The 14,824-nt window shown below is 70.3% G+C and carries 12 protein-coding genes; 5 read left to right on the top strand and 7 right to left on the bottom strand.

Going from position 1 to position 14,824, the window contains the following annotated elements; translation table 11 throughout:
* The first annotated feature begins 133 nt into the window (after positions 1–133).
* On the top strand, positions 134–2,305 hold the full coding sequence (locus ASD38_RS14620) for a lytic transglycosylase domain-containing protein (protein ID WP_056460930.1): 2,172 nt from the start codon (positions 134–136) through the stop codon (positions 2,303–2,305).
* Between the two features lie 24 nt (positions 2,306–2,329).
* Here the strand turns inward: ASD38_RS14620 and ASD38_RS14625 are convergent, their stop codons facing one another.
* From ASD38_RS14625 to ASD38_RS14640, 4 genes are read right to left on the bottom strand one after another with little or no spacing between them, the layout of a single operon-like run.
* Positions 2,330–3,100: an ABC transporter ATP-binding protein gene (locus ASD38_RS14625; RefSeq protein WP_056461472.1), complete on the bottom strand. Its 771-nt coding sequence runs from the start codon at positions 3,098–3,100 to the stop codon at positions 2,330–2,332.
* Positions 3,097–4,137 carry a FecCD family ABC transporter permease gene (locus ASD38_RS14630; protein WP_056461475.1) on the bottom strand — a complete coding sequence of 347 codons (1,041 nt, stop codon included), beginning with the start codon at positions 4,135–4,137 and terminating at the stop codon, positions 3,097–3,099. The genes ASD38_RS14625 and ASD38_RS14630 overlap by 4 nt, the downstream gene beginning before the upstream one ends.
* A complete protein-coding gene (locus tag ASD38_RS14635) occupies positions 4,080–4,916 on the bottom strand; it encodes an ABC transporter substrate-binding protein (protein ID WP_082560757.1) in 837 nt (278 codons plus the stop codon). The genes ASD38_RS14630 and ASD38_RS14635 overlap by 58 nt, the downstream gene beginning before the upstream one ends.
* 5 nt (positions 4,917–4,921) lie before the next feature.
* Entirely contained in the window at positions 4,922–5,557 is a 636-nt protein-coding gene (locus ASD38_RS14640; protein ID WP_056444885.1) for a TetR/AcrR family transcriptional regulator, read from the bottom strand.
* Positions 5,558–5,722: 165 nt separating this feature from the next.
* Between ASD38_RS14640 and ASD38_RS14645 the strand changes: the two genes are divergently transcribed.
* From ASD38_RS14645 to ASD38_RS14655, 3 genes are read left to right on the top strand one after another with little or no spacing between them, the layout of a single operon-like run.
* Positions 5,723–7,186, top strand: coding sequence for a glycosyltransferase (locus ASD38_RS14645; protein ID WP_056460933.1), 1,464 nt, complete (start codon positions 5,723–5,725; stop codon positions 7,184–7,186).
* Positions 7,187–7,204: 18 nt separating this feature from the next.
* Positions 7,205–8,107: a class I SAM-dependent methyltransferase gene (locus ASD38_RS14650; RefSeq protein ID WP_056444891.1), complete on the top strand. Its 903-nt coding sequence runs from the start codon at positions 7,205–7,207 to the stop codon at positions 8,105–8,107.
* 5 nt (positions 8,108–8,112) lie between these two features.
* On the top strand, positions 8,113–8,913 hold the full coding sequence (locus tag ASD38_RS14655) for a TrmH family RNA methyltransferase (protein ID WP_056446189.1): 801 nt from the start codon (positions 8,113–8,115) through the stop codon (positions 8,911–8,913).
* A 166-nt stretch (positions 8,914–9,079) separates the two neighbouring features.
* Here ASD38_RS14655 and ASD38_RS14660 read toward each other — a convergent pair whose 3' ends face one another.
* The 3 genes from ASD38_RS14660 to ligA all read right to left on the bottom strand — a co-directional run bounded on the left by ASD38_RS14660 (position 9,080) and on the right by ligA (position 12,576).
* Positions 9,080–9,511 (bottom strand): DUF2147 domain-containing protein, encoded by a 432-nt coding sequence (locus tag ASD38_RS14660; RefSeq protein ID WP_056444894.1) that lies wholly within the window; start codon positions 9,509–9,511, stop codon positions 9,080–9,082.
* Positions 9,512–9,605: 94 nt separating this feature from the next.
* Positions 9,606–10,211, bottom strand: a complete 606-nt coding sequence (locus ASD38_RS14665) for a 3'-5' exonuclease (protein ID WP_056460936.1) — start codon at positions 10,209–10,211, stop codon at positions 9,606–9,608.
* 1 nt (position 10,212) lies between these two features.
* Positions 10,213–12,576, bottom strand: coding sequence for an NAD-dependent DNA ligase LigA (ligA, locus tag ASD38_RS14670; protein WP_056460938.1), 2,364 nt, complete (start codon positions 12,574–12,576; stop codon positions 10,213–10,215).
* Between the two features lie 977 nt (positions 12,577–13,553).
* Between ligA and ASD38_RS14675 the strand changes: the two genes are divergently transcribed.
* A complete protein-coding gene (locus ASD38_RS14675) occupies positions 13,554–14,672 on the top strand; it encodes an acyltransferase family protein (protein ID WP_056460941.1) in 1,119 nt (372 codons plus the stop codon).
* Positions 14,673–14,824 lie beyond the last annotated feature (152 nt).

Genomic DNA, 14,824 nt, shown 5'->3' on the forward strand with positions numbered 1-14,824 from the left:
ATCGCCGCGAAGCGGTCTATACCGAGTGAACAGGAGCCTGATCGAGGTCCGATCGCCGCAAATCGGCCCCTCCGGCGTCCGAAAACGGCGAACTACCGCCCACCAGGGCCAGAGAATCGAAGGAGACGGCGTTTTGGCCTCAGGGTTGGGTAAGGTCTTGCTGGGCGGAGCCGCCCCCCTGGTGCTGTGCGGCGTGGCGCTCTTCGGCGTCGCGCTGGCCCAGGACGATGTCGATCTGCCCCGCGCGCCCCAGCCCTACACCGGCCCGGCCACGCCCCAGGGCCTGATCACCACCCCGCCGACCGCGACCTACGCCACGCCCGCCGAAGCCGACGCCGCCAACCTGCGCATAGCGGTCACCAGCCGCGACCCCGCAACCATCCGCATGGCGATGTCCAGCATCCAGGACCCGCTGTCCCGAAAGATCGCCCTGTGGGCGCTGGTCGACGCCGGGGCCGAGAGCATGGGCTTCTTCGAGCTCGATCAGGCGCGTCGCGACCTGTCGGGCTGGCCCCGCGCCCAGCGCCGCGACACCGCGGCCGAAAAGGCCCTGATCGTCTCCGGCCTCGACGCCCAGCGGATGATCGCCTGGTTCGGCGGCCGCGATCCGCAGACCGCCGAGGGCGCCATGAACCTGGCCGCCGCCTACCAGGCCGCCGGCCGCGACGCGGACGCCGCCAACCTGATTCGCCGCTTCTGGCGCGACGAGGTGTTCGAGGCGGACGCCCAACGCGGCATGCTGGCCCGCTACGGCACGCTGCTGACGAGCGACGACCACGTCCGCCGCGCCGACATCCTGCTGTACGGACCGCAGGGCCCCGCCGCCCGCGACATGGTCACCTTGCTGCCCGACGACCAGCAGGCGGCGGCCCAGGCGCGCATCGCCTTCCGCTCGAACGCCAGCAACGCCAACGACCTCTACGCCGCGCTGCCCCCGGCGCAGCAAGCCCAGCCGGGCGTGGTGTTCGAGCGTGCGTCCTATCTGCGCCGCAAGGGCCTCGACACCCTGGCCCTTCCGCTGGTCCGGCAGTTTCCCGCCCCGCCCCCCACCGACGACGCCGCGTCCGCCATCTGGCGCGAGCGCAAGCAGCTGGTGGTGTCGGCTCTGAGGGCCGGCGACAGCGCCGGCGCCTACGCAGCGGCCAACGCCCATCTGAAGAGCGGCTCCGACGCGGCCGAGAGCGAGTTCTACGCCGGCTGGATCGCGCTGACCCGGCTCAAGAACGCCGACGCCGCCGCCGACCACTTCGCCCGCATCGCCGAGATCGGCGCCTCGCCGATCACCCGCGGTCGGGCCCTCTACTGGCAAGGGCGGGCCGCCGAGGCCCAGGGCGACCGCATCGCCGCCCAGGCCTTCTATGCCGAGGGCGCGCGCTACATCACCACCTTCTACGGCCAGCTGGCCGCCGAGAAGGCCGGGATCAAGGAGATCCGCCTCGGCAAGGACCCGACGATCACCCAGGCCGACCGCGCTCGCTTCGAGGGCCGCGAACTGGTCCGGGCGGTGCGGACCCTGATGGCCGCCGGGGCCCGGGACCAGGTCCGGGTCTTCGTGCTCTACATCGACGATCAGCTGCCGACCGCCGAGGAAGAAGCCCTGCTGGTCGATCTGGCCAGAGGTTACGGCGACCCAGACCTGGCCATGCGCGCGGTCCGCACCGCCGCCCAGCGCGGCCTTATCCTGCCCGAGCGCGGCTATCCGCTGCTGGACCACCTGTTCACCCCGGGGCCGGGCGCGGCCGAGACGGCGTTCGTCTATTCGATCTCGCGCCAGGAAAGCAACTTCGACCCCAACGCCCGCTCCGCCCCCGGCGCGCGCGGCATGATGCAGTTGATGCCGGCCACCGCCGCGATCGTCGCTCGGCAGCTGGGCGAGAGCCACAGCGTCGATCGCCTGTCGGACCCGTTCTACAACATGCGCCTGGGCTCGACCTATCTGGGCAACATGGTCAGCAACTTCAGCGGCTCGTACATCCTGGCCTCCGCCGCCTACAACGCCGGCCCCGGCCGTCCGGCCCAGTGGGTCACCCTGTGCGGCGACCCGCGCGGCGCGACCACCGATCCGCTCGACTTCATCGAATGCATCCCGTTCTCCGAAACCCGCAACTACGTGATGCGGACCATCGAGACGACCATGGTCTACCGCGCCCGCCTCAACGGCGGCGTGGCCCCGCTGACCCTGTCGAGCGACCTGAAGCGCGGGGGATACAACTATGCGGGACCGACCAGCGCGCCCATCGGCGGGACCACGGCGACCTCGACCACCGCCATCCCGCAAGGCGGCTACGTGCCGGGGACGCGGTAAGGCGACGCCATCGGGAACCCTCTCCTAGCGGGAGAGGGTTGTCAGACGTCGCGCCGCCACGACCAATCCCGTTGACGTCTCGATCAGCGCTCCGTCCAGCTTGAACACGGACGCCAGCACCTCGGGCGACAGGGCGTCGATCGGCGCCCCCTCCGCCGCCACGCGGCCGTGGTCCAGCACCAGCACCCGGTCGCAGGATCGGGCCGCCAGGCCCAGGTCGTGCAGGGTGACGACCACCGCCGCCCCGGCCGCCGCTTCGGCGCGCAGCAGGTCCAACGTCAGCAGTTGGGCGTCCGGATCCAGGCCAGCCACGGGCTCGTCGGCGACCAGAAGCGGCGCGCGCGTCGCCAGCAGCCGCGCCAGCAGGACCCGCGCCCGCTCTCCCCCCGACATGTCCAGCACGCCCCGGTCGGCCAGGTCGGCGACGCCGACCCGTTCCAGCCGTTCGCGGGCCACGGTCAAGGCCTCGCCCGGCGGCAGGTCCGGCGCGCCGAGGGCGGCGACGTCCAAGGCCGGCAGGTTCCAGGCCAGGCGACGCTCCTGCGGCAGGTAGCCGACCAGACGAGCGCGCTCGACGGGATTCAGGTCGCCGACCGGGCGGCCGCCCAGCCGCGCTTGGCCCATCTCCAGCGACATCAGACCCAGGCCCGTCCGCAGCAGGCTGGTCTTGCCGGCGCCGTTGGGACCGACCACGCCCAGCACCTGGCCCGGGACGACGCCCAAGGACGCGCCGTCGAGCACCAGGACCTTGCCGCGCCGGGCCTTGGCGCCCTCGATCGTCCAGACCGCCGTCACGACCGCCAACTCCGCGCCGCCCGCCAGGCCAGCAAGGCGAAGACCGGCGCGCCGAACAGGGCCGTGACCACGCCCAGCTTCAACTCCTGCTCGGTCGGCATCACCCGGGCGGCCAGGTCGGCGGCGACCAGCAGCACCGCCCCGGCCAGGGCCGAAGGCCGAAGCAACCTGGCCGGATCGTCGCGCGCGGCGGCCCGCACCAGGTGCGGCGCGGCCAGGCCGACGAAGCCGATCACCCCCGCCGCCGCGACCGAGGCCCCGGCCAGCAGGGCCGAACCGGCCACCGCCGCCACCCGCAAGCGCGCCATCGGCAGGCCCGACATCTGGGCGGCCTCCTCGCCCAGGGTCAGCATCCGCAGGCCCCGGGCCGCGTAGAGGCAAAGCCCAGCGCCGATCGCCATTGGGGCCACGGCGCGCAGGATGTCGGTGAAGTCGCGGTTCTCGACCGAGCCCATCAGCCAGGCCAGCACCTCGGCGACGGCGACCGGCGACGGCGACAGGTTGAAGACCAGGGCCGTCAAGGCGCCGGCGAACGCCGACAAGGCCACCCCGAACAGGATCAGCACCTCGGGCTCGCGGAACCGAGCCGCCAGGCCGACGACCACCGCCCCCGCCAGCAGCGCGCCGGCCAGGGCGGCCGCCTCGATGGCACCCGGCAAGGCCGCCAGTCCGCCGGCGATGGCCAGGGCGGCGCCCAGTCCCGCCGTGGCCGAGACGCCCAGTACGCCGGGCTCGGCCAGGGGATTGCGCAGCAGTCCCTGCATCGTCGCCCCGGCCAGGCCCAGGCCGGCGCCGACCAGGGCGGCCATCAGCACGCGCGGCAGGCGGATGGTCCACAGCACCTCGCCCGGCGCCGAGGCCGGATCGGTCAGGGCCTGATGATACTGCGCGGCGCTCAGCGGGCTCTCGCCCAGGCTGACGGCGACGATCGCGGTCGCGATCAGGGCCAGCAACAGCAGAAATTCCAGGCGACGCGGGCTCATCGCGCCGCCTCCGCCAAGGCCCGCGCCCCGTCGGCGGCGAACCAGGCCGAGCAGCCCAGCATGGCGCCGGGCAGCGAGGCGATCACCCGTCCCCGCGTCGTCTTGCGCAGCGCCGCGTGCCGCCCGGGACCCCAGCGGTCGGCCCCGGCCCGGGTCAGGTCGAAGAAGCCCAGCACCACCGTCTTGGGCGGGTTCAGCACCAGTTGCTCCAGCGGCGCGGGCGAGAAATAGGGTTGGGTCGAGGCGTTGGCGAAGCCCGCCGCCCGCAGCATGGCGTCGATCATCGTGTTGGGACCGGCCGTGTAGCCGCCCGGCGTCAGATAGAAGGCGCTTCGCCCCCTGCCCGCCCCAGCCGCCCGCGCCAGGTCGGAGTCCATGCGCGCCAGCAGCGCCTCGCCCTCGGCCGGGCGGTTCAGGGCCTGGGCGACCTGGCGGACATTGGCCCGCACGCCGTCGAAGTCGGTGGCGTCGCCGAGACTGACCGTGTGAACGCCGCGCCGAGCGATGGCGGCCGTCAACCGGGCGTCGCCGCCCCACTGGCGCACCACCACATCGGGGCGCGCGCCCAGCACGGCCTCGATCGTCGCCCGCCGTTGCGGCAGGCCGGCCGCCTTGGCGCGGAGAAAGGAATCCGGCGCGTCGGCCCGCGGCGAGACGCCGACCACCGCCTCGCGCGGAGCCAGGGCCAGGACGTACTGGTCGGCGCAGGAGTCCAGCGACATCACGCGCTTCGCGCTGGTTTGGGCGCTCGTTTGGGCGACGGTTTGAGCGGCGGCGGGCCCCGCGACGGCCGCCAGGCCGACGGCGAGGCCGGCGAGCAAGGCGGCGCGCATGGAGGTCAGTCCGTGACCAGGCCGTGCAGCAGCCCTTCGAGCGTGACCTTCATCAGTTCCTCGCGCGGCGCCCAATTGCGATCCGGCATGGTGATCAGCAAGGCCACCAGGCCGTGACAAGCGGCCCACAACACCTGGGCCGCGCTGTCGCCCGATCCGGTGCGCAGGCGGCCGGCGGCGGCGATCTCGTGGATTGGCCCGCTGAACTCGGCGAAGCAGCGGTCGCCCAACTCGGCGGTCGCGGCCTGCTTTTCCTTGGAGATCACGTCCCGCGAGCCGCAGAACACCAGTTGATAGGTGTTGGGATTGTCGAGGGCGAAGCGCATGTAGGCCTCGAGCATCAGCTTGACCCGCGCCACCGCGTCGATCGGCCGATGGGCGATGTCGACATTGACCGCCAACAGCTGGCCGATCGCGTCGTCGCTGATCTCCAACAGGATCTGGTCCTTGTCGCGGAAGTGCATGTAGAGCGCCGTCGACGACACCCCCACGGCGTCGGCGATCTTGCGAATCGTCGCCCCCGCATAACCTTCGGCGATGAAGATTTTCTCGGCGGCGGCCAGGATTTCACCCCGACGCAGATGCCCGTCTCCCTTCGGCTTACGGGCCGATTTGTGCGGCTTCTTCAACGCGACCGTCACGATATGGCGTTCCCCTACCTAGTCCCCAGATCCGACACTAAACGGGAATCACCCAAACGTCGCAACTCCCAAGGATTTACGTGAAACGCGTGTTTTTTCATTTGACGCGCCATAGTTGAGGATTCGTTATCTACTCGCTGGATCCGATCATGCGCGGCGGGGGCGATGGCGCGAGAGGAAAGAGACCAGCGGCGGCGCGCGTTCGGGACCGAGGCGGCCGACGGAAGCTGGATCGAGGCGCTCGCCGACGGTCCGGATGCGACGGCGACGCCGCTGCGGGACGGGGCCCATCGCCGTTTGTCGCGCGGCCAGGTCGTCGGGCTGTCGACCTTTGTCCTGGCCCTGCTCGTGCTCACGGCCTTGCGACCTCAGCCCATGCTGGAGGGATTCCATCTGCTGTTCTTCGTCGGCTTCATGGGCCATTCGACGATCAAGCTGGTCGCCGCCTTCACGCCTCGCGCCACGACGGTCGCGCCGCCGCTCCCCGACGAGGCCCTGCCCGCCTACACGATCATCGCGCCCCTCTATCGCGAGGCCGGGGTGGCGGCGGAGCTGGTCGCCAACCTGGCGCGACTGGACTATCCGCGCGATCGCCTGCAGGTGCTGATCGTCCTGGAAGCCCGGGACCACGAGACCCAGACCGCGTTCGGAGCGCTGGACCTGCCGGCCGGCTTCCAGGTGCTGATCGCCCCGCCCGGCTCGCCCCAGACGAAGCCGCGGGCCTGCAACATCGCCCTGCAGCGGGCGCACGGCGAGCTGGTGGTGATCTATGACGCCGAGGACGCGCCGCATCCCGGCCAATTGCGCGAAGCCGCCGCGCGTTTCGCCCAGGCCGACGCCAGCCTGGCCTGCCTGCAGGCGCCGTTGCGGATCGAGCCCGATCCCCGCTTCCTGCCCGACCAGTTCGCCCTCGAATACGCCGTGCTGTTCGAGGTCTTCCTGCCGGCCCTGGCCCGCTGGCGCCTGCCCTTCCCGCTCGGCGGCACCAGCAATCACTTCCGGGCCAGCGCCTTGCGCGCCGTCGGCGGATGGGATCCCTACAATGTCACCGAGGACGCGGACATCGGCTTCCGCCTGGCCGCGCAGGGACGCCAGCTCGACGTTCTGGCCCAACCGACCTTCGAGACCTCGCCCGCCACGTTGAAGGTCTGGACGCCGCAACGGGCGCGCTGGATCAAGGGCCACCTTCAGACCCTGGCCGTCCATGCCCGCGGTCCGGCCGCCCGCACCCCGCGCGGGGCCGCCTCGCTGGTCCTCACCCTGGCCCTGCCGGTGATGTCGTCCCATGTCCACGGCCCGTTGTTCGCCTGGCTGCTGCTGCAGGGGGTCGGCGCCGGCCTCGACCTCTGCCCGGCGGTTCCGGCCATGGACTGGATGCTGATGTTCTTCGGCTGGACCTGCATCGCGATCGCCGGCGCCCAGGCCCAGCGGCGGGCCGGACATCGACAAAGGCCGCTGCCCTTGCTGGGCGCGATCGCCTATTGGCCGCTCCAGAGCCTGGCGGCGGCCGAGGCCCTTCGGCAGTTCGTCGTCTCGCCGTTCCATTGGGACAAGACCCCGCATACGCCGCGCGCCGCCAACCCTCTGCTGTCTCGTCTGCTGGCGCGGACTGGACGGGCCTTGCCCTGAGCGCGTATTGGCGGGGGCATGACTCCGACCATCGCCGCCGCCCCGCTCGTCATGCGCACCACCGGCTGGGCCGACTACGCCCTGCTCGACAGCGGCCATGGCAAGAAGCTGGAGCGCTACGGCCGCTACACCGTCGTGCGTCCGGAGCCGCAGTGCTTCTGGGCCCCGCGCCTGGACCCGAAGGTGTGGGACGCCGCCGACGCCGTCTTCGATCCCACCGACGAGGACGAAGCCGGCCGCTGGCGCTTCAAGGGCAAGCCGCTGGAGAAGTTCCCGCTGGCCTGGGGCGAAGCCAAGTTCCACGGCCAGTTCACGCCGTTCCGCCACCTGGCCTTCTTCCCCGAGCAGGCCGCCAACTGGGCCTGGCAAGACCAGCGCGTCCGCGCCATCAAGGATCGCCAGCCCAAGGTGCTGAACCTGTTCGGCTACACCGGCGTGGCCAGCCTGGTCTGCGCCGCCGCCGGCGCGGCGGTCACCCACGTCGACGCCTCCAAGAAGTCGGTCGGCTACGCCCGCGAGAACGCCGCCTTCGCCGGCCTGGCCGACAAGCCGATCCGCTGGATCGTCGAGGACGCCCGCCGCTTCGTGGCCCGCGAGGTGCGCCGCGGCTCGCGGTATGACGGCATCATCCTGGACCCGCCGAAGTTCGGCCGCGGGGCCGACGGCGAGGTCTGGCGCCTGTTCGAGGACCTGGCCGAGCTGACACATAACTGCGCCCAGATCCTTGCCCCCGACGCCTCGTTCCTGCTGATGAACGCCTATGCCGCCCGGGTTTCGGGCGCGGCGATGTCGGGCCTGCTGGCCCAGGAGCTGGAGGGGCGCGGCGGGATCATCGACTGGGGCGAGCTGTCGCTGGTCGAGGAAAAGGGCGACCGCCAGATCGGCCTGTCGTTCTTCGCCCGCTGGGCGTCTGAAGGTTGATGACGATGAACGCCCCCCACTCAAAGACCGTCACCTCCCTCTCGAACAGCACCGTCAAGGCCGTCCGCGCCCTGCATATGCGCAAGGAGCGCGAGGAGAGCGGCCTGTTCCTGGCCGAGGGGCTGAAGATCGTCATCGAGGCGATCGACTGCGGCCACGCCCCCAAGATCCTGATGTACGGCCGCGACGCCGCCGACCATCCGATGCTGCAGAAGGCCTCGCAGGCCTGCCTGAAGGCCGGCGGCGAGGTCATCGAGGTCAATCGCGAGATCCTCGAGAAGGTCTCGCGCCGCGACAATCCCCAGGCCGTGGTCGGGGTGTTCAAGCAGGTCTACACGCCGCTCAGCGCCATCGTGCCCGAGAGCGCGCCTTGCTGGGTGGCCATGCAGGCCGTGCGCGACCCGGGCAATCTGGGCACCGTGATCCGCACGGCCGACGCCGCCGGCTGCGGCGGCGTCATCCTGGTCGGCGACTGCGTGGATCCCTATTCGGTCGAAGGCGTGCGGGCGACCATGGGCTCGATCTTCGCGGTCAAGATCGCCAAGGCCTCGGTGGCCGAGTTCCTGGCCTGGCGCGAAACCTGGCCCGGCAGCGTGATCGGCACGCTGCTGACCGCCACGGTCGACCACAAGAGCGCCGACTATGTGAAGCCGTCGCTGATCCTGATGGGCAACGAGCAGCAGGGCCTGCCGCCCGAACTGGCCGCCGCCTGCGACGTCAACGTCAAGATCCCCATGCGCGGTCGGGCCGACAGCCTGAACCTGTCGGTGGCCACGGGGATCATGATCTACACGGTGACGGGGTAGGATTTCGACAGGTCCTCCCCCTGTGGGGGAGGTGTCGGCGAAGCCGACGGAGGGGGGAGTGATCAGGAGGCGATCGCCCCCCGGATCGACGATCCTAAAACTCCCCCCATCGATCGCTGCGCGATCGCCTCCCCCACAGGGGGAGGGTCTATTCAGCAGACGCCGGCTACCTGATCCGCGTCCACTTCTCGGTCTTGCACAGGGGCGCCACGATGCAGCCCTTGAGCTTCAGCTCGTTGGCCGAGAGCATGGTGATCGTCCCCGAATAGGTGCCGCCGTCGGCGGCGTTGTAGACCTTGCCGCCGGTCCACTTGGTCGGGCCGCCGGTGAAGTCGTACAGCATCTGCATGTTCTTCAGCGGCCGGTTGCGCAAGGACGCGTCCTTGTTCTTCTCGTCCTTGACCGCCGGATCGCTCCTGATGTGATCCGAGCTGACCAGCTTGCCGCACAGGCTGTTGCCGCAACGGCTGATCTCGACCTGGCCGCCGTTGGTCTGGGTCTGCCAAAGGCCCGTGACCTCCTGGGCGAAGGCCGGGGCGGAAACGGCCAAGGCGGCGGCGGAAGCGGCCAGCGCGGCGGCGAGGATAGGCAGTCTCATGGGGTCTTCTCCCTAATTGTTGGTCTTTCTAACCCGCGTTCGGCTGAACCGCCCCTGAATTGATGGCCGAGTTCGAACAAGGCTCGCCGATCGTCTAGACGGCCCGCCGTTTCAGACCCGGACTGGAACAGGTGGTGTAGCCGGTCGCGGTCAGCCGGCCGGCTGTCATGCCCAGCTTGTCCGGCAGTTCGCGGATGTGCGACGCCCGGGTCGCTTCGACGGCCGCCAAGGCCACGCTGCCGCAAGCGAAGGCGTCCTGGGCGGCGTCGTGGTGCTTGAACTCGACGCCCAGGAAGTCGCAGACCGCGTTCAGCTTGGCCGACGGCAATTGCGGCCAGGTGTTCTTGGCCACCTGCACCGTGCAGATGTAGTCGAAGCGAGGGAACGGCAGGCCGTAGAGCTCGCAGGTGCGACGCATCACGCTGATGTCGAACGCGGCGTTGTGGGCGATCACCGTCGCCCGCTCCATCCGTTCCTGAAGGCGCGACAGCACGGCCGGAAACTCGTCGGCGTCCTCCACGTCGGCGGGCCGGATGCCGTGGACCGCGATGTTCCAGCCCGAAAAACGCATGTCGATCGGCCGGATGTAGTGGTGCTCCACGTCCGTGATCCGACCGTCCTCGATCCAGGCCAGGCCGATGGCGCAGGGACTGGAGCGTTGCTCGTTGGCCGTTTCGAAGTCGATGGCGACGACGGGCATGCTAGCCGCCCACCATGGCCAGCCACTCGTCCTCGGTCATCACCTGGACGCCCAGGTCGGTGGCGGTCTTCAGCTTCGAGCCCGCCCCGGGGCCGGCCACCACCAGGTCGGTCTTCTTGGACACCGACGAGGCGACCTTGGCCCCCAGGCCCTCGGCCTGGGCCTTGGCCTCGTCGCGGGTCATCTTCTCCAGCGAGCCGGTGAAGACGATGGTCTTGCCGGCCACGGCCGTGTCGGTCTTGGGCTTGGCGACGGCCTGGATGTCCAGCTCGGCGACCAGGTTGGCCACCTTCTCGCGGTTATGCGCCTCGGCGAAGAAACGGGCGATCGACTGGGCCGCCACGGGACCGATCCCGTCGATGGCCGCCAGCTGCAGATAGTCGTCGCCCGGCGCCCCCTGCCCGGCCTGCTCCAGGGCCTGGGCGAAGCTGTTCCAGTCGCCGTAGCGCTCGGCCAGGGCCGCCCGGGCCGGCTTGTTCAGCTTGGGCACGGCGTGGCCGATCTTGACCTCCAGGCTGTCGGCCTCGGGCCAGGGATCGGCCTTCAGCCCGCCCTTGCCCGCCTCGACCAACTCGTCGCGGGCCTTGGGACCGACGCCGGCCGCGCCCGACAGCTCCAGATAGACCGCGCCCGGCAGCTGCCCCGCCGCCCGTTCGGCGGCGGCCTGCAAATCCTCGAAGCGGTCGAAATTGCGGGCCAGCACGGTCGAGGTGGTCTCGCCGATGTCGCGCATGCCCAGGCCGTAGATCACCCGGTCCAGGCCGATGGTCCGCCGCGCCTCGATGCCCTTGACCAGGTTGGCGACCGAGGTCTCGCCGTAGCCGTCGCGCTCGCGCAGCTCGGCCAGCTTTTCCTCGTCCCGGGCCAGCTTGAAGATGTCGGCCGGCTCCTTGATCCAGCCGGCCTCGAAGAACGCCGCCAGCTGCTTCTCGCCCAGGCCCTCGATGTCGAAGGCCCGGCGCGAGACGAAGTGGCGAAGGTGCTCGATGCGCTGGAACGGACAGGCGAACTCGCCGGTGCAGCGACGCACCACCGACTCGGTTCCCGAGGCGTTGACCTCGCGGGCCAGCGGCGTCTTCAGCGGGCAAGGGCATTCGTGGGGGAATTCATAGGGCTCGGGCGCGGGATCCGGCCGCTCCTCGAGCGCCACCTCGACGATCTGCGGGATCACATCGCCGGCCCGCTGGATGACGACGGTGTCGCCGATCCGCACATCCAGCCGGGCGATCTCGTCGGCGTTGTGCAGGGTGGCGTTGGTCACCGAGACCCCGCCGACGGTCACGGGCTTGAGCCGCGCCACCGGGGTGATCGCGCCGGTGCGGCCCACCTGCAGGTCAATGGCCTCCAGGATGGTGCGGGCCTGCTGGGCCGGGAACTTGCGGGCGATCGCCCAGCGCGGCGAGCGCGAGACGAAGCCCAGGCGGCGCTGCTGTTCCAGGTCGTCGACCTTGTAGACCACGCCGTCGATGTCGAACGGCAGCTTGGGGCGCAGGACCTCGAACTCGGCATAGGCGTCCAGCAGGCCCTGGGCGTCCCGGACGCGCTTGGCCGGCGGGGCCGTGGTCACGAAGCCCCAGGCGTGCAGCTTTTCCAGCGCCTCCCACTGGCCGGCCGCGAACGGTCCGCTGGTCAGGCCCCAGGCATAGGCGAAGAACCGCAGCGGGCGCTGGGCGCTGATCTTCGGATCGATCTGGCGCAGCGAGCCGGCGGCGAAGTTGCGAGGATTGGCGTAGGTGCGCTGGCCGGCCTCGAGCGCGGCGGCGTTGAAGGCGGCGAAGGCCTCCAGCTCGACATAAACCTCGCCGCGGATCTCGATCACGTCGGGCCAGCCCCCCTCTTCAAGATTAGGCCCTTTCAGCTTATGGGGGATGTCGGCGATGGTCCGCAGGTTGGCGGTGACGTCCTCGCCCACTCGGCCGTCGCCCCGCGTCGCGCCCTGGACCAGCACGCCCTTCTCGTAGCGCAGCGAAGCCGACAGGCCGTCGATCTTCGGCTCGGCGGTGTAGAACACCGGCTCGCTTCCGAGCCGCAGGAAGCGGCGGATGCGGGCGTCGAAATCCGTCGCCTCGTCGTTGGAGAAGGCGTTGTCGAGGCTGAGCATCGGCACGCCGTGCTCGACCGGCGAGAACTGCTCGGCCCGCGCGGCGCCGACCCGCATGGACGGGGAATTGTCGCGCACCAGGTGCGGGAAGCGTTCCTCGATGTCGAGGTTGCGGCGCTTGAGGGCGTCGTACTCGGCGTCGCTGATCGTCGGGGCGTCCTGCTGGTGATAGCGCAGGTCGTGTGTGGCCAACTGGTCGGCCAGACGCTCCAGTTCCTCGACGGCCTGGGCTTCGGTGAGGTCGGCGACGGCGATCTGGGACACGGGCGAATCCGGAGGCGTTGTGAAGGGGGCAGACTAGCCAAGGGCGGGGGATCGGGGGAGCCTTTTCAAGCCCTCCCCCCGTGGGGGAGGCGATCGCGCAGCGATCGGTGCGGGGAGTTTCAGGATCGCCGACATGGATCCGGCCATCTTCCGATCACTCCCCCCTCCGTCGGCTTCGCCGACACCTCCCCCACGGGGGGAGGACCTTGGAGGCACGGCTTCGCCGCCTCACGCGGGAGCCCGCTGAGCTGGTGGGAGGGTGCGAAGCGCCCGGGCCTCGCCCGGATGATTTGCAGTTTGATTACCGTTTCGACGAAGACGAGCGCTCCGCGCGGCCGTTATCCGGAAGCCTTCGGATCGCGGATTTTTAACCCGCTCCGATGGAGGCCCCCGACGGGCAGGACGTTGGCGCGTCCTGGACTGTGCAGGCGATTTCAGCCCGCACCTGCCGCGCCCGTCGATCCCTCGCCGCCTGGGCTTTGTCTCGACCAAGGAGAACCTGCCCAAGACCGTCGCGAAGGTCGTCACTAAAGACCACCGACGAGCGCTTCCCGCTCGACCACCCCCGAAAGCCGCATCGGTCGCCGTACGTGCGCCCTCCCCATGCTCTCAGGTGCAAGCATTATGCGGGTGGTCTGGAAGGGGGAGGACCAAATCGGGTCGAGAAAGTTTAGGGCGTTGAAATCGCGGGGGTTTGCTGGCTATTCGCCGAGCGCAGACGCCCCGCCGGGGACATGCTCTCACGGCAAGGCCTACCAAATCGCCCCCAGAGCTTGGGGTGAGTGCGTGTCCCCATCGTCATCCACGGCATCGAACCTCGATCCTGAACAGCAACTAGGCTCAGCGGACGACTTTGGGGACACGCACTCACCCCGGGGCGCCCCCGCGAACCCGGCAGACCTCCTGCCGTGAGAGCATGTCCCCGGCTGGAGAACTGGCCCGCCCCTTGCTCCCACAAGCCAAAGGAGCCCGCTCGCATGTCCCAAACCGCCACGATGTCCCAGAACGGTCAGGGTCTGTCCCGTGGCGGCGCCCTGGACCTCCTTCGGTTCGTCGCGGCCTTGTTCATCGTGCTCTATCACGTCGCCGAGCGGGCTCCGGTGTCGCTGTTCGCGATCCACCCGGCCTTCGGGCGCGGCTACCTGGCCACCGACTTCTTCCTGATGCTGTCGGGCTACGTGCTGGCCAAGTCCTATGGACCCCGCGTCCTCCAGCAAGGCGTGACCACCGGCGAGTTCCTCAAGCGCCGCCTGCTGCGCATCTGGCCCGCCCACCTGGTGATGCTGGCCCTGTTCGTGGGCTTCGTGCTGGCCACCGGCGCCGTCGGCCTGGCCCCGCAGAACCCGCAATGGTTCCAGTGGGACCAGCTCCTGCCGCAGGTCTTCCTGATGCAGGCCTGGTTCGTGCCTGGCCCGTCGGGCTGGAACATGCCGACCTGGACCCTGTCGGCCCTGATCGTCTGCTACGCCGGCTTCCCGGCCGCCTGGCGCGCCGCGGCCAGGATCGCCTCGCCCTGGACCACCCTGGCGATCGGCGTGGCGATCTTCCTGGCCGTCGACTACGCGGCCAAGGCGGTCACGGGCATCCCCGCCCACCAGCTGCCCCTGCGCTTCGGCCTGGTGCGAGGAATCCCGCTGTTCGTCCTGGGCATGCTGATCGCCCGCCTGCCGATGACCATCCCGTCGCGCTGGGCCGACGGCCTGGCGATCTCGGCGAGCGTCTCGGTCGTGGCCCTGCAGATCGTCGGCCGTTTCGACCACGCCAGCCTGGCCCTGCTGGGCCTGCTGATCTACGCCGCCGGCGCCTCGGGCGCGAAGGGCTGGCGCTGGGCGAGCCTCGCGGGCCGCCTGTCGTTCTCGCTGTTCCTGACCAACCAACTGGTCGCCGTGGTCTGGTTCGGCCTGCTGCGCGCCGTCGAGAGCAAGCTGGGCGTCGACGGCCCGATGCTATGGGTCGCCTGGGCGCTCGCCCTGCCCGCCTGCGTCGTCGCCGCCTGGCTGTTCGAGCGCTTCATCGACGCGCCGCTGCAGGTGTGGATCAAGGACTGGTCGAGGCGGGAGCCGACGATTAAGGCCGCCGGGCCGGCTTTGGCGTAATTTCCGCCACCTCCCTGTTGTCATCCCGGAAAGCGCGGAGCGCTTGTCCGGGACCCAGGTGAACCGCATCGCATCAGCCCGTCTCCTGGGTCCCGGACAGCCTCTGCGAGGCTTCCGGGATGACAACGGATTTGAGCTTTGCGGCTAGGAGA

It is taken from the genome of Caulobacter sp. Root487D2Y, assembly GCF_001427165.1.
Taxonomy (GTDB): Bacteria; Pseudomonadota; Alphaproteobacteria; order Caulobacterales; family Caulobacteraceae; genus Caulobacter.

Coding starts and splice junctions, on each gene's coding strand:
- ASD38_RS14650 (WP_056444891.1), top strand. CDS start 7,205: ATGACTCCGACCATCGCCGCCGCCCCGCTCGTCATGCGCACCACCGGC.
- ASD38_RS14665 (WP_056460936.1), bottom strand. CDS start 10,211: ATGCCCGTCGTCGCCATCGACTTCGAAACGGCCAACGAGCAACGCTCC.
- ASD38_RS14635 (WP_082560757.1), bottom strand. CDS start 4,916: ATGCGCGCCGCCTTGCTCGCCGGCCTCGCCGTCGGCCTGGCGGCCGTC.
- ASD38_RS14655 (WP_056446189.1), top strand. CDS start 8,113: ATGAACGCCCCCCACTCAAAGACCGTCACCTCCCTCTCGAACAGCACC.
- ASD38_RS14645 (WP_056460933.1), top strand. CDS start 5,723: ATGGCGCGAGAGGAAAGAGACCAGCGGCGGCGCGCGTTCGGGACCGAG.
- ASD38_RS14660 (WP_056444894.1), bottom strand. CDS start 9,511: ATGAGACTGCCTATCCTCGCCGCCGCGCTGGCCGCTTCCGCCGCCGCC.
- ASD38_RS14675 (WP_056460941.1), top strand. CDS start 13,554: ATGTCCCAAACCGCCACGATGTCCCAGAACGGTCAGGGTCTGTCCCGT.